We start from the raw sequence: 17,922 nt of genomic DNA, 5'->3' as shown, positions 1-17,922 counted from the left end.
TGTTCCCGGTGTCCGGAAGCGGGCGGAACGGAAGCTGCACACCGAGACATGAGCCGGTATGGTCCGGACCTATGGGACAGGAGATGGCCGATCCGGATGAGGTCCAGCAGGAATCCGATCGCTTCTCCCTCCGCAGCAGCCTGCTCGTCCCGGCGTCCGCCGAGCGGGCGTACGCCGTCTTCACCGGCGCACTCGCCGACTGGTGGGTGCGTGAATACACCTGGTCCGGCCCGGAGGCGCTCGCCGCGCTCGGCATCGAGCCCCGGGCCGGCGGGATGCTCTACGAGATCGGCCCGTACGGCTTCCGCAACGACTGGGGCCGCGTGCTGACCTGGGATCCGCCGCGGCGCCTGGTGTTCACCTGGCAGATCGGCCCGGACCGGGTGCCGGTGCCGGATCCGGCGCGGGCCAGCGAGGTGGAGGTCCTGTTCCACGCCGACGGGCCGGAGCAGACCCGGGTGGACGTGGAGCACCGCTACTTCGACAGGCACGGCACGGCGGCCGAGGGCTACCGTGAGGCGCTCACCGCGGGCTGGCACGAGCTGCTCTGCCGCTACCTGGCGACGGTCGCCCGTACCGCCTGAGATCGGTCAGCCGGCGATACCGGGCGCCGCGCCGGTGCCGGCCACGCCGGTGCCACCGAGGTCGGCCCGGCGGCCGGCGTCCGCGCCGGAACCGAAACCACCGCCCGCCAGCCGCCGTCGCGGGGCGGTGCGCAACCGGGGGTACGCCTCGGCGACCCGGCGCTGGACCCGATCGGAGCGGTCGGCGAGCACCAGAGCCGTGGAGGGTCCACCCGACTCCGCCACCGCCTTGCTCTCGGCCGCGCGCAGTCGTTCCGCGACGACGTACGCGAAACCGGCCAGCCAGGTACGCCGGAACGCCGCCGGATGCTCCCCGGCCGGTACGACGGCACCGGCGAGCCCGTGCGCGGCCTGCACGAGCAGCGACGTGAACAGCAGCTCGACCCGTTCCAGGTCGCTGGCGAAGCCGAACAGGTGCATGACGAAACCGTTGCCGTGCCGGCGGCGTACGCATCGGCACCGCAACGGTTCGGCGACCGCCGCGAGCAGGCCGGCCTTGTCCCGCGCGTACGGCGCGATCACCTCGACGGTGCGGTCACCGACCGGGTCGGCGGCCGGGTCGCGGGCGGCGAGCAGCGCCCTGTCGACGCCGTAGCGGGCGATCAGCTCGGTGGCCTTCGCCATGAAGGCGGCCGACTCGGCGGGTGTGCAGGCCGGGTCCTCCGCCTGGGCGAGGAGCTTGCGCACCTTGCTGAGCATCGCCTCGGACATGCACCCAGAGCTACCACAGTCAGGGCGCCTAGCCGCGCGCCGGGCTCAGTCCGAGCGGCTGCGCAGCGTGGCGATTGTCGACCCGGCGAGCGTGAGCAGGCAGTCGGGCAGCAGGCCGTCGGCTGCGGCCGCCCCGAACAGCGCCTCGCCGGTGTCCGCGTCGTCGTTCGCGCACGCGCTGACGAAACGGGCCACCCAGCGGGTGTCGTAGTCGGCCTGGTCGATGCCGGGGAAGTCGAGGGCGGCGCCGCCAGCCGGGGCGTCGTCGCCGAGCATGGTGGCGGCGAGGCACCATGCCACTCCGTACGCCCCGGCGAGGCCGGAGCGGTCCACCACCGCGTCGAACGTGCCCACCACGCCGGCGCCGTCACCGGCGAGGGCGGAACGGAGCACGGCGGTCGCGTCGTCGAGCGTCTGCTGTGCTTCGTCGTTCACCCGCGGAACAGTATCGCCGGGGGTCAAGCGGTGACCCGGAAACAGCTCGCCGACCACGCAGAGTGATACCCGCAGTCGGGGTGCCGACGCAGCCGACTCCACAGTCCCGCGTGCCGCGTGAGCACGCTAAGGTGCGCAGCGGACCTTCGCCGGAGGAAGGACGACCATGCTGAGAACACGCACGTCGCGCGCGGCCCTGTCCATGGCCTGCGCGGCGCTTCTGCTCGCCACGAGCGCCTGCGGGAGCGACGAGCCGGAGGAAACGCCTGCCACCCAGGTACGCCTCTACGGCACCGACGGCAACATGCTCAATTCGTACCCCGCTGAGCTCAAGGACCGGGGAGACCTGGTGAACGGGATGAAGGGCACCACGCCTCTCACCCCACTGCCCGAGAGCTTCAAGGAACGACTACTCGCCGTAGACCCGAAGCTGGGTGACTTCCTCTACTCCGCCGAGTCGTACGACGCGGTGGTGATCAGCGCGCTGGCCGCCCAGCTCGCCGGCACCACGGCTCCGGCCGAGATCGCCAAGCAGATCGTCGGGGTGACCACCGGCGGTGAACGCTGCGACGACGTGGCGGCCTGCCTGGAACTCGCCCGTGCGGGCCGGGACATCGAGTACCGGGGCGTGTCGCTGACCCGCGCCGGGTTCACCGACACCGGCGAGCCGGCCACCGCGAGCTACGGCACCATGCACTTCGACAACCAGAAGATCGACGACAGCAAGACCGAGTTCGTCGGTGCCGGTGAGGAGTCGGGGGCGAGCACGAAGGCCCCGCCGCGTGGCCGCAAGCTGCGCGACGGGAAGGCGAAGGACGCCCCGCTGGTCCTCGGCGGGCTGCTGCCGAAGACCGGTGACCTGGCGCTGGCGAACCCGCCGCTGGCGGCCGGCGCGGCGCTCGCGGTCCGTGAGGTCAACGCCGCCGGTGGTGTGCTCGGCGAGCCGGTGAAGTGGATCGAGGGTGACGACGGCACCAACCCGGAGGTCGCCAAGGCCACCGTCGCCTCGCACGTCAGCAAGGGCGTGCAGGTCATCATCGGCGCGGGCGGCTCCGGCATCTCCCGGGCCGTACTGCCGGACGTGGTGGCCGCCGGGCGGATCCTGTTCTCCCCGTCGAACACCGACGCGGGGCTGAGCGCCGTGGACGACAAGGGCCTCTACTTCCGTACCGCGCCGCCGGACAGCCTCCAGGGCCGCGCCCTGGCCGACGTGATGCTCCGGGACGGGCCGCGCAAGATCGCGATCCTGGCCCGTAAGGACTCCTACGGCGAGGGCCTCCAGGAGAACGTCCGCTCGGAGCTGGAGAAGGCCGGCATCGGCGCGGACCGGATCAAGCTGCTGACCTACGAGCCGCCGGCCGATCCGAAGACGCCCGTCGACTTCAGCGGCACCGCCAAGGAGATCAAGGCGTTCGGACCGGAGGCGCTGCTGCTCATCGGCTTCGCCGAGTCCGCGCCGGCGATCACCGCGCTGGACGACGCGGGAGTCGACATCAAGAACTGACGCGTACCGACGCGACGGGCCGCACCGGATTCACCCGGTGCGGCCCTCGTCGTCTCTCCCGGGCTCAGCGGGCCCGGCGCCGGTCCAGGAACTCGGTCATCCGCCGGTGCTTCTCCTCGTCCTCGAAGAGCACCGCCTGGCTCAGCAGGTCGAGCTGCGGGTGCGCGGCCGCCGGGGCGTCCACCGCCATCTTGGTCAGCCGCAGCGCCAGCGCGGAACCCTTCGCCATCTCGTCGAGCAGGCCGTGCGCGGTGGGCAGCAGTTCCTCCGGATCGGCCACCACCCGGTTCACCAGCCCGATCCGCAGCGCCTCCTCGGCGTCCACCCGCCGGCCGGTGAACAGCAGCTCCTTGGCCCGGGCCTCACCGATCAGCGCCGGCAGCCGGTATGTCGCGCCGGCGCCGGCCAGGATGCCCAGCCGCACCTCGGGCTGGCCGAACACCGCGCGGTCCGTGCACACCCGGAGATCGCAGGCGTACGCCAGCTCGGCGCCGCCGCCCAGCGCCGGCCCGTCGACTGCCGCCACGGTGGGCATCGGCAGTGCCCGGATGCGGGCGAAGACGCCCTGGTTGATGGCGGCCAGCGCGTCCAGCCGGCCGCGCTCGCGGAGCTGGGCGATGTCGGCGCCCCCGGCGAAGATGCCCGCCGTCCCGCCGGTGAGCAGCAGCAGCCGGGGACGCGCCTCCAGGTCGGCGCAGACCGCGTGCAGCTCGCCCACGAGGTCGGCGTCGATGGCGTTGCGCTTCTCCGGCCGGTCCAGGGTGACCACGAGCCGGTCCGCCAGTTCCTCGATCCGCAGCCCGCTCATTGCTTCACGCCGTCCTTCCACGTGTAGAAGCCCTGCCCCGACTTCTTGCCCAGCTTCCCGGCGGCCACCATCTCGACGAGCAGCGGCGGTGGCGCGAAGCGGTCGCCGTACGCGGCCTGGAGCGTGCGCGCGATGTCGAGCCGTACGTCCAGCCCGACCAGGTCGGTCAGCTCCAGCGGGCCGATCGGGTGCCGGTAACCGAGCACCATCGCCTTGTCGATGTCGGCCGGGCTGGCCACCTCGTCGGCCACCATCCGGATCGCCTCCAGGCCGAGCGTGACGCCGAGTCGGGAGGTGGCGAAGCCGGGCATGTCGCGTACGACGACGGGGTCCTTGCCCAGCCGGGCGGCGAGCGCGACGGCCGCCTCGGTCGTGGCCGGCGCGGTGGCCGGGCCGACCACGACCTCGAGCAGCGCCATCGCCCACACCGGATTGAAGAAGTGCAACCCGACGAAGTCGGCGGGCCGGTCCAGCCCGGCGGCCAGTTCGGCGATCGGGATGCTGGACGTGTTGCTGCCCAGCAACACGGGCCGGCGGCTCTCCGCCTCGCGCAGGACGGCACGCTTGAGGTCGAGCCGCTCGGGCACCGCCTCCACGATCACGTCGGCGCCCTCGGTCACCTCGGCGAGCCCGGCCCGGAGCGTGACGCGCTCACGGTTGGCGGTGGCGGCGTCCTCGGTCAGCTTGCCGCGCTGCACGCCCCGGTCCCACAGCTCGCCGAGCCGGCGCACGGCCTCGGCGCCCCGGGCGGGGTCGACCTCGACCAGTTCGACCGCGTACCCGGCGCCGGCCGCCACGTACGCGATGCCGAGGCCCATGGTGCCGGCCCCGACGACCACAAAACGACCACTCATCGGTGTCCCCTCGCCGCGGCGGGGGCGCGCGGGGTCTCCGCCGCCGGGCCCGTCCGCTCGCTCGTTCCTGCATGCGACCCTATGCAGGGCCGGGCCGCCGGGATGCGTGGGGGCGGAGCGGACGGGGTAAGGACGGCCGTCAACGCCGAAGGAAGGAACGAGATGAGCCAGGCACCGGAGAGCGCGGAGAACACCGAGACGGTCGAGACCCGCGGCGACGAGCGGGTGGACCTGCTCCGCGCGGACACCAACAACGACGGCAAGACCGACGTGTGGGTGGTGGACACCGACGGCGACGGCAAGGCCGACCTGTTCCAGTTCGACACCGACGGTGACGGCAAGGTGGACATCACCATGGTGGACATCGACGAGGACGGCACGCCGGACGAGGTGGTCGACGGCGACGGCGGGCTGCCCCCGGAGCAGACCACCCCCACCGTCCAGGTCTGAGCATGTAAGGAAGGGCCCCTTATTAACGCCTAGGCGCTTGAAAGGGGCCCTTCCTAACGCCGCAGTTCCAGCGTGGCGAGGTAGTAGGGGTGGTCGGTGTCGTCCACGTCGGCCAGTCGCCACGGTGAACCGTGGACCAGCTCGGCGAACTCCTCCGGCGAGCAGACCAGGTAGTCGAACCAGTCGGTGCCGAGCAGCCGGTAGCGCAGCCGCAGCCGCAGTTGCCCGCCGATCCGGCCCCGCTGCCGGTTGCGCTCGTGGTAGGCGGTGTGCACCGGGTCGGTGGTCCCGTACGGGTCGGTGCCGTGGGCGATCACCCGGGCGCCGGGACGGGCCAGCGCGGCGAGCGCCGCGAGCATCGCCGGGGCGCGTTCCCGCCCCTCGAACAGTCCCAGGTTGTTGCCGAGCAGCAGGAACGTGTCGTACCGGTGGCCGTCGGCGGCGTGCTCGTCGACGGTGCCGTGCACCAGGTCGCGTACGCCCCGGTGCCGGCTGACCCGCAGCGCGCCGAGCGACGTGTCCAGCCCGGTGACCGGCACGCCGCGCTCCTGGAGGTGCAGCGCGATCCGGCCGGCGCCGACGCCGACGTCGAGCACGTGTCCGCGTACCCGGTCCACGGCCCGGTGGTCGTGCGGCTGCCACCGCTGCGGCGGGTCCAGGTAGTGCCCGGCGGGCGCGCCGTTGATCAGCCCGTCGTCGCGCTCGATGATCTCGATGACCGGGCGGGGCAGGCGGCCGCCGGCCATCGGGCGCGGGCCGATCCCGGTGGCGACCGCGTACGCGTCGCGGATCATCTCGCCGAACACGTCGCCGATCTCGGGTTCCCCGGTCATGAGAGCACGCTATCCGGCGGTCGGCGGCACCCTGACCGCCGTATCCTTGGCGGCGTGACCGACCTGGACCGCCTGGCTGCGGAGAAGTACGTCCTGCTCACCACGTTCCGCAAGGACGGCCGGGCGGTGCCGACTCCGGTGTGGGCGGTACGCGACGGCGACGGGCTCGCGGTGTGGACGGTGGCCGACTCCGGCAAGGTGAAGCGCATCCGGCGCGACGGCCGGGTCACCGTGGCGCCGTGCGACGTGCGCGGCCGGCCGCACGGTGAGGCGGTGCCGGGCCACGCGACGATCGCCGACCCGGAGAGCACGAACCGGGTACGGACGCTGCTCAAGCGGAAGTACCGGCTGATCGGGCGGCTGAGCCTGCTCGGTAGCCGGCTGCGCCGGGGCGAGCGCGGCACGGTCGGGCTGCGGATCGTGCTGGACTGAGCCGGCCCCCCGACACGATCAAGCCCGGACGCGATTAAGGGCGGCGCCGTGACGGCACCGCCCTTGATCGGAACGCCGGAGAACGCCGGTTCGTCAGTCTCCCTGGCGCTGCTGGGGGATCTGCCCCTGCAGCAGGGCCCGAACCTCCGACTCGCGGTAGCGGCGGTGACCGCCGAGGGTCCGGATGGCGCTGAGCTTGCCAGCCTTGGCCCACCGGGTCACCGTCTTCGGGTCGACACGGAACATCGACGCCACCTCGGCCGGTGTGAGTAGCGGCTCAGGTTCGTGCGTTCGCGATGCCATCGGGGTCACTCCTCCACATGTATAGACATCGGCCGGGGTCCCGCCGGCCGACGCGTCTCCCATGGTCCGGCTAGTCCCCGATGTCCGACATGGGCCGAACGGCTGAAGGTCGCTAGACGGACGGATGAACCATGCCCGATTTTTACGACTTTTATGCCGCAGAAAGTACCTTATTCGGACTCATGATCACGGTTCGTGACGCATCAGCTACGAGACACTCTCGTGTCCAAGGCCACTTAGCAGGGCAAACCGGACGTCAGTTGCACCGTTCGAGCAGCTGCACCGCACGCCAGCGGGCGACCAGCTTGTCGTACGCGGCGGACGCCTCCTCGGCCTCGCCCCGGCCCAGTCCGGACAGTCCGGCGGCCACCAGATCGGTCGAGTCGTCGGCTTCGAGCGTCTCGTCCGGCAGCAGCTGCACCAGGCCGCCGTAGTCCAGTTCGACCACCGAACGCGGGTGGAACTCCTCCAGCCACCGGGCCGCCTCCTCGACCGCCTCGGTGATCGGCGCCTCGCCGATCGACTTGCGCAGCACCGACAGCGCCCGGGACGCGCGGCGGCGCGCCTTGGAGATCTCGGTGCGGTAGCGCAGCGCCCGCCGCCCCGGATCGGTGACCAGGTGCCGCTCGCCGGCCTCGAACAGCACGAACCAGCGCAGCGGCACGCCCCAGGTGGCGATCTGCTCGTGCACCCGCGGCACCCCGTGCTCCAGCACCCGGGCGCCGCTGCGCCAGTCCTCCACCACGGCCTTGGCCTGCCCGGCGAGCACCGGTGGCACGAACGCGTCGGCAAGCACCGAGGGCACGCCGTCGCGGGCGCTCAGCGCCGCCTCGGCGACCCGGATACGCAGGTTCCACGGGCAGACCAGCAGCGCGTCGTCGGACTCCAGGACGTACGCCTCGTCAGGCAGGTCGGGTAACCGGGTCCAGCCGGCGCCGAGCGCCTCGATCACCGTGGTCCGCTGCCGCACCGGCCCCTCCAGCGGAGCGATCGCACGACCCTCGCTGACGTACCGGCGCCAGTACGACTGCCGGTCCCGGTCGAAGGCGGTCAGCGGCTCGTACACGCGCAGGTATGAAGCGAAGAGCGACGGCACGGCGCGATCCTCCCACGAGACGGGACCGCCCGTCGCCGCCCTCGGGCCCGTGGCGTGACATGCGCGACAGTACGGTTCGGGCCGATATTAGGCTCTACGACACCGGCAGCATCCCGCCGGCGTGCCACCCGGGTTCCGCGCCCCACAAGGGCGCACACCGACACAGGAGTCAGCCATGGGCGTATTCGCCAGTACCGACGACCCCGTCTCCACGGGGCATGAGCAGGTCGTGTTCTGCCAGGACAAGCAGTCCGGCCTGAAGGCGATCATCGGGATCTACTCGACCGCGCTGGGCCCCGCGCTCGGCGGCACCCGGTTCTACCCGTACGCCAGCGAGGCCGAGGCCCTCGCCGACGTGCTCGACCTCTCGCGCGGCATGGCCTACAAGAACGCCCTGGCGAACCTCGACCTCGGTGGCGGCAAGGCGGTCATCTGGGGTGACCCCGACCAGATCAAGAGCGAGGCGCTGCTGCGCGCGTACGGCCGCTTCGTCGAGTCGCTCAACGGCCGCTACTACACCGCCTGCGACGTGGGCACCTACGTGGCGGACATGGACGTGATCGCCCGAGAGACCCGCTACGTGACCGGCCGCAGCGTGGAGCACGGCGGCGCGGGCGACTCCTCGATCCTCACCGCCTGGGGCGTGTTCCAGGGCATGCGGGCCGCCGCCGAGCACGTCTGGGGCAGCCCGACGCTGGCCGGCCGCCGGGTCGGCGTGGCCGGGCTGGGCAAGGTCGGCAAGTACCTGACCGCCCACCTGCTCGACGACGGCGCCGAGGTCGTGGCGACCGACGTCAGCCCGCGCGCCCTGGAGTGGGCGCGCACCACCCACCCGCAGGTCACCCTGGTGGATGACACCGCGGCGCTCGTCGCCTCCGACATCGACGTGTACGCCCCGTGCGCGCTCGGCGGCGCGCTGAACGACGACACCGTGCCGGTGCTGCGGGCGAAGGTGGTCACCGGGGCGGCGAACAACCAGCTCGCCCACCCGGGCATCGAGAAGGTGCTCGCCGACCGGGGCATCCTCTACACGCCCGACTACGTGGTGAACGCCGGTGGCGTGATCCAGGTGGCCGACGAGATCGAGGGCTTCAACTTCGACCGCGCCAAGCTGCGCGCCACCCGGATCTTCGACACGACCCGGCAGATCCTCCAGCTCGCCGACGACGAGGGCGTACCGCCGGCGGTCGCCGCGGACCGGCTCGCCGAGCGGCGGATGGCCGAGGTCGGCCGGCTGCGGACGATCCATCTGCGGTGAAGCTCACCTCCGGGGGCGGGGCGACGCTCCGCCCCCGGAGGCGGTGCGCGTTAAGCTGATCCTCGGGCTTGTTCGTACCGGTATGTCCGGTGTCACGGCCAGCCCCGGGGGTTACCCCTTACCCGGTACACTTTGTGACAGCTGGACCACCGCGACGCGCAGGTCCGGTCGACGGTGACCCGAGGTGCCGAACGATGGCATCCCCATGTACCGTAAGAGCCACGAGAGATGCCTGACGTCATCGGGGCCCGCCTTCGGGCTGCCCCGCATTCTGTGCGAGGGGGTCGAGCCATGGGGCGCGGCCGTGCTAAGGCCAAGCAGACGAAGGTGGCCCGGGAGTTGAAGTACCACTCCCCGAACACCGACCTAACCGCCTTGCAGCGCGAACTGGCGGGTAGTGGAAAGTCTGAGCACAACTTCGACGACGACTACAAAGAGTATGTCGACGACGATGACGAGGACCACGCGGACGACGACCCGGACACCTGGGCTCGTCCGACCCGCTGACCTCCGGTCACATCTGAGCACGCGGTAACCCCCGCGTGCTCACGCATGTGCTCTGCTGAGCCGGCGTACGACCGACGATCAGGGACCTGCCGGCGCTCCGGGGCGCCCCGCTCCGACGCGCCGGCAGGTCCTTGATCGCGGAACCGTCCCCTCAGCGCGGCCGGTTGTTCCAGTTGTAGAACGTCGGGATGTTCTCGAAGTGGTTCCACGCGCAGACCGCGTCGGCGCCGTCACCGCCCGACACCTCCGCCCGCAGCAGCCGCGCCGCCTCCGCCTCGTGGAGCAGAGCGGTAAGCCCCGCAGCGGCGTCCCGCACCCGGTCGGCGACCGCCTCCCGGTCGGTGTCACTGATGGTCTCGGGCATGCTCCAACACTCCCTCCAGTAGGCGGATCTTGCTGTTGCGGCAGTGCTCGGTCTCCGTACCGTCGAAACGCCCCAGCTCGAAGTAACGGTTGGCGGCGTGCCCACCGCCGCAGAACCCGAAGTACGCGCAGGACGCCCGGCACGCCTCCACACCGGTGAGGAACTCGCCCACCCACGGCGTACCGGCCGCGCCGGCGAGGATGTCCCCCAGCGGCGTGGTGAGCACGTTCCCGCTGGCGAAGTCGCCGTACCGGGGGTCGGTGAAACCGGCCAGCTCCGGCGAGAGCACCACCACCGAGCCGTCGTGCCCGACCGTCGGGATCGGGTCGAGGCTGCGCGGCAGCAGGTCGTCGGCGGTACCGGCCAGCACCGCGCCCGCGTACCGCAGCGACCACTCCACCTCGCGCAGGTGGATCCGGGGATCCCGGCGCCAGGCCGCCACCAGCTCGGCCCAGAACCCGGTGACCGCGCCCTCGTCGCGCGCGTTCGTCCGGGTGTTGACGCCCTCGGTCTCCTCGATGTTGACGCCGAGCACGTCGCAGCCCAGGTCGAGGAAGTAGTCGTACAGCTCGGTCGCCAGGCCCGGCTCCGGCCGCGACACCACCGCGAGCGCCGAGAACGGCAGGCCGTGGCGGCGCAGCGCCGCCACACCCGCCACGATCCGGTCGTACGCGGGCCGCCCGCCCCGGGTGACCCGCTCACCGTTGCGCGCCCGCGGCCCGTCCACGCTGACGCTGACCCGCACCCGGTGCTCGGCGAAGAACGCGCACCACGCGTCGTCGATCAGCGTGGCGTTGGTCTGCACGTGGTGCTCGACGTCCGGCCCGAACGGCGCCAGCAGCGCGGCCAGGTGCTCCCGGCCGGCCGCGAGCGGCTCGCCCCCGTGCCAGACCACGGAGAAGCGACCGCCCGCCGCCCACGGGTTCACCGACGCCGCCACCGCCTCGGCGACGGCCACCGGCATCCGCCTGTCGACCGCCCGGAAGGGGAGGTAGCAGTAGGCGCAGTCGAGGTTGCACAACGTCGTCGGCTGCATCACCACGTACGACGGGACGGCGGCGATGCCCCGCATCCCTTCGGGCGTGCGCGCAGCCATCAGCACCTCCCCCGCCTGCCTGAAAACCGAACCTCCAGGCTAGGCCGCGGCGACCGCTCGGGTGAACCCCCGATAAAGTGCCCGGCCGATCGGCGCAGGGTGATCAGCCTCGGGTGTGCTGTCCGACCATCTGCACGTTGCCGGACCCCTCGATGATCTCGCCGGCCTGCCAGGCGTCCACGCCCCGGCCGGTCAGGGTGGCCAGCGCGCGGTCGGCGTCCTCGGCGGAGACGATCGCGAACATGCCGACGCCCATGTTGAACGTCGCCTCCATCTCCGGGTCCTCGATCCGGCCCTTGGACTGGATCAGGTCGAAGATCGGCTGAGGCTTCCAGGTGGAACGGTTCACCACCGCGTCGACGTGCTCGGGCAGCACTCGGACCAGGTTGCCGGGGATGCCGCCGCCGGTGACGTGGGCCAGCGCCCGCACCTCGGCCTCGGCGATCAGCTTGAGGCAGTCCTGGGCGTAGATCTTGGTCGGGGTGAGCAGCTCCTCGCCCAGCGTCCGCTGGCGGCCGAAGTCGTCGATCACCACGTCCAGCCGCATCCGACCGGCGCCGAGCAGCACGTGCCGGACCAGGGAGTAGCCGTTGGAGTGCAGGCCGGACGAGCGCATCGCGATCACCACGTCGCCCACCTCGACCCGGTCCGGGCTGAGGATCTCGCTCTCCTCCACCACGCCGACGCCGGTGGCCGAGATGTCGTACTCGTCGGGGCGCAGCACGCCCGGGTGCTCGGCGGTCTCGCCGCCCAGCAGCGCGCAGCCGGCGTACCGGCAGCCGTCCGCGATGCCGGCGCCGATCTCGGCGACCTTGTCCGGCACGACCTCGCCGGTGGCGATGTAGTCGAGCAGGAACAGCGGCTCGGCGCCGCAGGCCACCAGGTCGTCGACGACCATCGCGACCAGGTCGATGCCGACCGTGTCGTGGATGTCGAGCTGCTGGGCGATCACCAGCTTGGTGCCCACGCCATCGGTCGAGGACGCCAGGATCGGGTTCTTGTACTTCTTCGTGTCCAGCCGGAACAGGCCGGCGAAGCCGCCCAGGTCACCCATGACCTCGGGGCGCCGGGTCTCCTTGACCTTGGACTTGAGCAGCTCGACAGCGCGGTCGCCCGCCTCGATCGACACCCCGGCGTCGGCGTACGAGACCGAGCGTTTGCGCTGCGTCCGGCTGGACCCCGCCGACCAGGGCTGGCGGTCGCCGCCGGCGCCCGTCGGGCTGGATCCTGCGCCGCTGCGCTCGGACACGTGCGTCACGGTTCTCCCCTTTGTGGTTCCCGCGAGCCCGGAGCGGCCGGACCCGCGTCGGTGGTGCTACGGGTGGTGGGTCGGTGTGGCGACGAGCGGACCGGTCGGCCCGGCCGCCTCGACGGCGACCCGGCGTCCCACTCCTTCGAGCACGTGCTTGCCGATCAGGTTCCCGGCCGGCAGTTCGATCGGGTACTCCCCATCGAAGCACGCCCGGCAGAGCCGGCTCTTCGGCTGCTCGGTCGCGGCGATGAGACCGGGCAGCGATACGTAACCGAGCGAGTCGGCGCCGATGGACCGCCGGATGCCGTCGTTGTCGAGCCCGTTCGCGAGCAGCTCGGCGCGGGTGGCGAAGTCGATGCCGTAGAAACAGGGCCAGCTCACCGGCGGCGAGGAGATCCGGACGTGGACCTCCAGCGCGCCCGCCTCGCGCAGCAGCCGGACGATCGCCCGCTGGGTGGTGCCGCGCACGATCGAGTCGTCCACCACGACCAGGCGCTTGCCGCGGACGTTCTGGCGCAGCGGGTTCAGCTTCAGCCGGACGCCGAGCGCGCGCAGCGTCTGCGAGGGCTGGATGAACGTGCGCCCGACGTACGGGTTCTTCATCAGGCCCTGGCCGTAGGTGATGCCGGATTCCTCGGCGTAGCCGATCGCGGCCGGCGTGCCGGACTCCGGCACCGGGATCACCAGGTCGGCCTCGACCGGGTGCTCCTTGGCGAGCTGGCGGCCGATCTGCACCCGCGCGGCGTGCACGTTGCGACCGGCGATGGTGGCGTCCGGCCGGGCGATGTACACGTACTCGAAGAGACAGCCCTTGGGCTCGGGCGAGGCGAACCGGCTGGACCGCAGCCCGTTCTCGTCGATGGCGATCAGCTCGCCCGGCTCGACCTCGCGGACCACGCTCGCGCCGACGATGTCCAGCGCGGCGGTCTCGCTCGCCACCACCCAGCCGCGTTCGAGCCGGCCGAGCACCAGCGGGCGTACGCCGTGGGCGTCGCGCGCCGCGTAGAGCGTCGACTCGTCCATGAAGACGAAGCTGAACGCGCCGCGCAGCTGCGGCAGCACCTCCAGCGCGGCCGCCTCGACCGACAGGTCGGGCCGGCTCGCCAGCAGCATGGTGACCAGCGAGGTGTCGTTCGTCGAGCCGTCGGAGTCGAGCCCCCGCACGGCGGCCTCGCGCTGCAACTCGGCGGTGTTGACCAGGTTGCCGTTGTGCGCCAGCGCGATGGTGGTGCCGGCGGTCGTGGCGCGGATGGTCGGCTGGGCGTTCTCCCAGGTCGAGCCGCCGGTGGTGGAGTAGCGCGCGTGCCCGATCGCGACGTGCCCGCGCAGGCTCGCCAGCGTCGGCTCGTCGAACACCTGGGCGACCAGGCCGAGATCCTTGTAGACCACGACGCCGGAGCCGTCACTCACCGCGATGCCCGCGGCCTCCTGACCGCGGTGCTGGAGGGCGTAGAGCCCGAAGTAGGTGAGGTTGGCGACCTCTTCACCCGGCGCCCAGACGCCGAAGACGCCGCACGCGTCCTGTGGGCCGGGTCGCTGGGGGTCAAGGTCGTGGCTCAGCCGGCCATCGCCTCGGGGCACCTGCCGCTCCCTCGCAGTGGGGTCTGGACTGGCCTGGCGGAGTCAGGGGGGCAGCTCCGCACGCATGGGCCGGGACCGTCGTCGGCTCTCAGTGTACGCGACCAGCAGTCGACACCGACAGTCACGAAGTCTCCGCTCAGAGTGAGCAGGGTTTCCGCTGGCCGGCGCTCAAATCGGGAGGTACGGGGAGAGGTCAGCCCGGTTTCCGGAGACCCGGATGCGACCCTCAGTGACCGTTTCCGCCCACCCCCGGCGTCCGGTGGCGACCGCCAGCCACGTCGGCGGGTCCATCTCCACCACGTTCGACGGCGTACCACGGGTGTGTCGTGGACCACTCACGCACTGCACCGCACCGTAGGGTGGGACGCGCACCTCCACCGATCGGCCGGGGGCGCGATCCGCGAGGGCAGCCAAGAGGGTCCGGACCGCCTCCCGGAGCACCGGCCGTTCGGGCGTACGCCCCTCGTCCAGCGCCGCCAGGGCGGCGAGTACCGCTTCGGAATAAGCGTGCGGAGAGGACACGACGGGACGATACGACCCGGCAGAAGGCCGGCCGACGGCGGCCCTGGGTAGAGATGATCCGGTCAGACAAGGCATAGTTGCCGACGGCGTTATTCGTACCGTGAGTGATCAACCTCGGCCGAACGGCCGACGGGGCGATCAGACCCGGAAGGCGGTGGACGTGTCAACACACCGACGTGCCTGGAAGCAGCGGGCCGGTGTGGTCGTAGCGCTGGTCTTCGGCGCCCTGCTCACCGTCCCCGCAGCTCCCGCCTTCGCGGCACAGATCGTCACCGCCACCAACTCCGTGACGGTGAATGCCGGTCAAGGCAGTCCGGTCACGGTCAAGGTGCGTTTGGGTAACGGTGAGACGTCTGCCGACATTGACGTGGTCAACCTTCCCGACGGCGTCAATTGCGGCGGCTGCGGTCCAATCGCCTTCAATGGCGAGCAGGAAAAGGATGTCCAGCTCACTCTGTCGGCGACCCCTGATGCCCCTGCGGGTAACGGGCAGGCGACGATCAAGGTGGGCGGCAGCGAGCGTCCGCTCCGGGTAACCGTGAGGGCTGCCGCCCCGCCCACGCCGCAGCAGCCGCAGACCGTCAAGACGGTGTCCGGCAAGGTGGTAAACGCCGACGGCGATCCGATCGAGGGCGCCCTCGTCATGCTCCGCGACAGCGCGGGCAAGGAACGCCGCACCAACACCAGCGGCAACGGCAACTTCAGCTTCAGCGGCTCCGACTCCAACCCGATCGCGCCCGGCCGGATCGATCTCGGCGCCTCCACCGACGGCGCCTCGCCGGTCGCCCGGTCGATAAACGCGAACGCCGGCCAGTCGGTGACCGGTGTCCGGCTCAGCATCCAGCTGAAGGCGTCGGCGAGCCCGAGCGCCACCCCGTCGGCGAGTGAGTCCGCCCCGCCGTCGGAGGAGCCGCTCGACGAAGAGGCGACCGACACCCCGTCGGCGGAGGCGCCCGCCGCGCAGCAGCCGACCGCGAACGAGGACTCCGGCGGCTTCGGCTCCTGGCTGCTCATCCTGCTCGGCGGCCTGTTCGTCGCCGTCGGCGTGGGCACCATCGTGCTGCTCTACATGCGCCGCAAGAACGAGGGCGACGACGGTGACGGCGACGGTCCGGGTGGCCCGTCCGGTCCGGGTGGGCCCGGCGCGGCCGGTGCGATCCCGGCGGCCCGGGGCGCCTACCACGGCACCGACGACCAGACCCGCGTGGTGAACGGCATGGGCGCCGGGCCGGCCGCGACGATGGTCGGCGGCCCCTCGATCAGCGACGCCCCCACCATGCTCCAGCGGCCGGTCGTGGACGACGTCCCGCCGGACCCGTACGGCGCACCGCCCGGCCCGGCGTACGGCGCAGGCGGCGGCCAGGGCGGCTACGGCTACGGCGACGACGCAGCGGGCCAGGGCGGTTACGGCGGCGCGGGCGGATACGGCAACGCGCCCTCCTCGGGCGGCGGCTACGGCAACGGCCCGTCCTCCGGTGCCGGCTACGGCAACGGCCCCTCCTCCGGTGCCGGCTACAGCAGCCCGGACTACGCCGCAGGCGCGGCGGCTGGCGCGGCCGGATACGCGGCCCAGGGCGGCGGCTACGGCAACGAGCGCTTCGACGAGCCCACCGGCCGCTACACCGGTGACAGCACGCAGTACGCGCCGGCGGCCGACCCGTACCCGACCAGCACCTACCAGCCGGAGCAGGACCGCGGCGGCTACGACCAGGCCGGCTCGGCCCCGTACGGCCGTGGCGCGGAGCAGGGCGACGGTTACGGTGCGGCCGGTGGCTACGGCGGCGCCGCGTCGGGCGGCTACGACAACGGCGCGACCGGCGGCTACGACAGCACCCGGCCGCAGGGCGGATACGGCGAGCCGACTGGTGCCTATGGCAACGCCGCTGGTGGTGGCTACGGCGACAACCCGACCGGCGGGTACGGCGACGCCCCGGGCTACGGCGGCGGTCGCGCGGCGGGCGGCGGCTACGGCGACGCGCCGACCGGCGGGTACGACAACGCCCCCGCCGGCGGCTACGGCGATGCCCCGGCCGGCGGCTACGACAGCACCCGGCAGCAGGGCGGATACGGCGACGCGCCCGCGGGCGGCTACGACAACCCCGGTGGCTACGACAACCGGTCCCAGGGCGGCTACGACAAGGGCGCCGGCGGCTACGACAGCGGCGCGACCGGTGGCTACGACAGCACCCGCCCGCAGGGCGGATACGGCGACGCGCCGGCCGGTGGCTACGGCAACACCGGTGGCGGTTACGACGGTGGTCACCAGTCCGGCGGCTACGGCCAGCAGGGCGGCGGGTACGGCGACGGCTACGGTCAGGCCCCGCAGGGTGGTTACGGCCAGCAGGGTGGTTACGGCCAGGAGCCGCCGCAGCAGCGCGGGGGCGGCTACGACAACGGCTACCCCAACGACCCGGCACAGGCGGGCCGTGCCCGGACGGACGGTCAGGCGGACCGGAGCGGACGACGCCTCGACTGGCTGGACGACTGACAGGCACCGGACGTGAGAACTGTGGCCGCCCGCGAACAGGGGGCGGCCACAGTCGTCAGCGGGCCCCGCAGGACGGGAGTTGGAAGCGTGCTCAGGCGGGGGCGAAGTAGCCCTGGCGGAGCACCGGCACCACGTCGGAGACGCCCACCTCGGTCGCGACCGTGACGTCCTCGGCGAAGCCGCCCTCGGCGAGTTCCCGCCCGGAGACGCAGCCCCGGACCGCCGCCGGCACGTCCGGCGTGCTCGCCAGCGCGGCGAGCGCCATCGCGGCCTCCACCGAGAGCCCGCCGGGCACCCCGGCGAGCGCGTCGAGTACGCAGGCCGCACCGAGCTGGTCCTCCACGCACGGCCGCAGCGATCCGTCGGGCCAGCGCTCCCCGGCCGCCACCACGCCCACGGGTGCGTCCTTCGAGCCGTACCCCTCGGCCAGGAGCCAGCGCCCGACGGCGGGTGCGTTACGCAGGCACGCCGCGACCACCGGCACTCCGGTGGCGCTGGCGGCGGCGCTGATCGCCGAGCCGTTCGGTGACGGCAGCACCAGGTCGGCGACGACCGGCGCGGCCCGCAGCGCCGCCGGGGACAGCGACCACTGGTGCTCCGCCGTCGTCTTCCGGCGGCCCACGGCGGCCACTGCACCCACCCGGCGCGCGTAGTCGGCGGCCTGCTCACCCCACGGGAACGGGTGCACCCGCATGCCGCGGCTGACCGCCACCTCCACGGCGGTGGTGAACGACAAGACGTCCACCACCACCAGGGCGGCGCAGACCCGGCCGAGTTCCGCCGCCCCGGTCAGTCCCCAGTCGAACCGGGCACCGGAGCCGGGTTGGGCGAAGACGGCCAAGGC

Annotated in this window: 20 protein-coding genes; 7 read left to right on the top strand and 13 right to left on the bottom strand. The window is 72.4% G+C overall.

The annotated features are described in order from the left end of the window. Positions 1–71 precede the first annotated feature (71 nt). Complete coding sequence (locus tag ACPCK6_RS05660; protein WP_396883807.1) at positions 72–584, top strand: SRPBCC family protein; 513 nt, start codon at positions 72–74, stop codon at positions 582–584. A gap of 6 nt (positions 585–590) precedes the next feature. On the opposite strand, the gene ACPCK6_RS05655 is transcribed toward ACPCK6_RS05660, so the two are convergent. Then, the gene (locus tag ACPCK6_RS05655) at positions 591–1,295 is read right to left on the bottom strand and encodes a DUF2786 domain-containing protein (protein ID WP_396883806.1); all 705 of its coding nucleotides are present in this window, start codon (positions 1,293–1,295) and stop codon (positions 591–593) included. A 45-nt stretch (positions 1,296–1,340) separates the two neighbouring features. Further along, positions 1,341–1,730 carry a hypothetical protein gene (locus ACPCK6_RS05650; RefSeq protein WP_043327529.1) on the bottom strand — a complete coding sequence of 130 codons (390 nt, stop codon included), beginning with the start codon at positions 1,728–1,730 and terminating at the stop codon, positions 1,341–1,343. A gap of 166 nt (positions 1,731–1,896) precedes the next feature. On the opposite strand from ACPCK6_RS05650, the gene ACPCK6_RS05645 reads away from it, so the two are divergent. Continuing rightward, positions 1,897–3,234, top strand: a complete 1,338-nt coding sequence (locus ACPCK6_RS05645) for an ABC transporter substrate-binding protein (RefSeq protein WP_423480506.1) — start codon at positions 1,897–1,899, stop codon at positions 3,232–3,234. Positions 3,235–3,298: 64 nt separating this feature from the next. Here the strand turns inward: ACPCK6_RS05645 and ACPCK6_RS05640 are convergent, their stop codons facing one another. Together ACPCK6_RS05640 and ACPCK6_RS05635 are read right to left on the bottom strand one after the other, a co-directional pair. Next, on the bottom strand, positions 3,299–4,042 hold the full coding sequence (locus ACPCK6_RS05640; protein WP_423480505.1) for an enoyl-CoA hydratase/isomerase family protein: 744 nt from the start codon (positions 4,040–4,042) through the stop codon (positions 3,299–3,301). Further along, positions 4,039–4,896 (bottom strand): 3-hydroxyacyl-CoA dehydrogenase family protein, encoded by an 858-nt coding sequence (locus tag ACPCK6_RS05635; RefSeq protein WP_423480504.1) that lies wholly within the window; start codon positions 4,894–4,896, stop codon positions 4,039–4,041. The genes ACPCK6_RS05640 and ACPCK6_RS05635 overlap by 4 nt, the downstream gene beginning before the upstream one ends. Positions 4,897–5,058: 162 nt before the next feature. Between ACPCK6_RS05635 and ACPCK6_RS05630 the strand changes: the two genes are divergently transcribed. After that, positions 5,059–5,346, top strand: a complete 288-nt coding sequence (locus ACPCK6_RS05630; protein ID WP_043327533.1) for a hypothetical protein — start codon at positions 5,059–5,061, stop codon at positions 5,344–5,346. Positions 5,347–5,399: 53 nt separating this feature from the next. Here ACPCK6_RS05630 and ACPCK6_RS05625 read toward each other — a convergent pair whose 3' ends face one another. Next, complete coding sequence (locus ACPCK6_RS05625) at positions 5,400–6,179, bottom strand: class I SAM-dependent methyltransferase (protein ID WP_135242755.1); 780 nt, start codon at positions 6,177–6,179, stop codon at positions 5,400–5,402. A 54-nt stretch (positions 6,180–6,233) separates the two neighbouring features. Between ACPCK6_RS05625 and ACPCK6_RS05620 the strand changes: the two genes are divergently transcribed. Beyond that, the gene (locus ACPCK6_RS05620; RefSeq protein WP_135242754.1) at positions 6,234–6,611 is read left to right on the top strand and encodes a PPOX class F420-dependent oxidoreductase; all 378 of its coding nucleotides are present in this window, start codon (positions 6,234–6,236) and stop codon (positions 6,609–6,611) included. 93 nt (positions 6,612–6,704) lie between these two features. Here the strand turns inward: ACPCK6_RS05620 and ACPCK6_RS05615 are convergent, their stop codons facing one another. Together ACPCK6_RS05615 and ACPCK6_RS05610 are read right to left on the bottom strand one after the other, a co-directional pair. Continuing rightward, complete coding sequence (locus tag ACPCK6_RS05615) at positions 6,705–6,914, bottom strand: BldC family transcriptional regulator (RefSeq protein WP_007073996.1); 210 nt, start codon at positions 6,912–6,914, stop codon at positions 6,705–6,707. Positions 6,915–7,170: 256 nt separating this feature from the next. Then, positions 7,171–8,010, bottom strand: coding sequence for a DUF8083 family protein (locus tag ACPCK6_RS05610; protein ID WP_318331837.1), 840 nt, complete (start codon positions 8,008–8,010; stop codon positions 7,171–7,173). Positions 8,011–8,185: 175 nt separating this feature from the next. Here ACPCK6_RS05610 and ACPCK6_RS05605 point away from each other — a divergent pair, with 175 nt between their 5' ends. Further along, on the top strand, positions 8,186–9,268 hold the full coding sequence (locus ACPCK6_RS05605) for a Glu/Leu/Phe/Val family dehydrogenase (RefSeq protein WP_135242752.1): 1,083 nt from the start codon (positions 8,186–8,188) through the stop codon (positions 9,266–9,268). A gap of 291 nt (positions 9,269–9,559) precedes the next feature. After that, positions 9,560–9,775: a DUF3073 domain-containing protein gene (locus ACPCK6_RS05600; RefSeq protein ID WP_013283429.1), complete on the top strand. Its 216-nt coding sequence runs from the start codon at positions 9,560–9,562 to the stop codon at positions 9,773–9,775. Positions 9,776–9,926: 151 nt separating this feature from the next. Here the strand turns inward: ACPCK6_RS05600 and amcA are convergent, their stop codons facing one another. The 5 genes from amcA to ACPCK6_RS05575 all read right to left on the bottom strand — a co-directional run bounded on the left by amcA (position 9,927) and on the right by ACPCK6_RS05575 (position 14,590). Continuing rightward, entirely contained in the window at positions 9,927–10,139 is a 213-nt protein-coding gene (gene amcA, locus ACPCK6_RS05595; RefSeq protein WP_135242751.1) for a multiple cyclophane-containing RiPP AmcA, read from the bottom strand. Next, a complete protein-coding gene (gene amcB, locus ACPCK6_RS05590) occupies positions 10,120–11,211 on the bottom strand; it encodes a cyclophane-forming radical SAM peptide maturase AmcB (RefSeq protein WP_423480561.1) in 1,092 nt (363 codons plus the stop codon). Before amcB ends, amcA begins: the two co-directional genes overlap by 20 nt. A gap of 127 nt (positions 11,212–11,338) precedes the next feature. Beyond that, complete coding sequence (gene purM / locus ACPCK6_RS05585) at positions 11,339–12,493, bottom strand: phosphoribosylformylglycinamidine cyclo-ligase (RefSeq protein WP_135242749.1); 1,155 nt, start codon at positions 12,491–12,493, stop codon at positions 11,339–11,341. A gap of 57 nt (positions 12,494–12,550) precedes the next feature. After that, positions 12,551–14,068, bottom strand: coding sequence for an amidophosphoribosyltransferase (gene purF, locus ACPCK6_RS05580; RefSeq protein WP_334466481.1), 1,518 nt, complete (start codon positions 14,066–14,068; stop codon positions 12,551–12,553). 168 nt (positions 14,069–14,236) lie between these two features. Continuing rightward, positions 14,237–14,590 carry a sterol carrier family protein gene (locus ACPCK6_RS05575; RefSeq protein ID WP_423480503.1) on the bottom strand — a complete coding sequence of 118 codons (354 nt, stop codon included), beginning with the start codon at positions 14,588–14,590 and terminating at the stop codon, positions 14,237–14,239. Between the two features lie 160 nt (positions 14,591–14,750). Between ACPCK6_RS05575 and ACPCK6_RS05570 the strand changes: the two genes are divergently transcribed. Continuing rightward, on the top strand, positions 14,751–17,078 hold the full coding sequence (locus tag ACPCK6_RS05570; RefSeq protein WP_423480502.1) for a carboxypeptidase-like regulatory domain-containing protein: 2,328 nt from the start codon (positions 14,751–14,753) through the stop codon (positions 17,076–17,078). Between the two features lie 91 nt (positions 17,079–17,169). Here the strand turns inward: ACPCK6_RS05570 and ACPCK6_RS05565 are convergent, their stop codons facing one another. Then, on the bottom strand, positions 17,170–17,919 hold the full coding sequence (locus ACPCK6_RS05565; RefSeq protein WP_194802214.1) for a 2-phosphosulfolactate phosphatase: 750 nt from the start codon (positions 17,917–17,919) through the stop codon (positions 17,170–17,172). Positions 17,920–17,922: the final 3 nt, after the last annotated feature.

The sequence above is a fragment of the Micromonospora sp. AB353 genome, from assembly GCF_049538395.1.
Taxonomy (GTDB): Bacteria; Actinomycetota; Actinomycetes; order Mycobacteriales; family Micromonosporaceae; genus Micromonospora; species Micromonospora aurantiaca.
The sequence above is the reverse complement of the archived record's forward strand: the minus strand, read 5'-3'. Positions and strand labels throughout refer to the sequence as shown.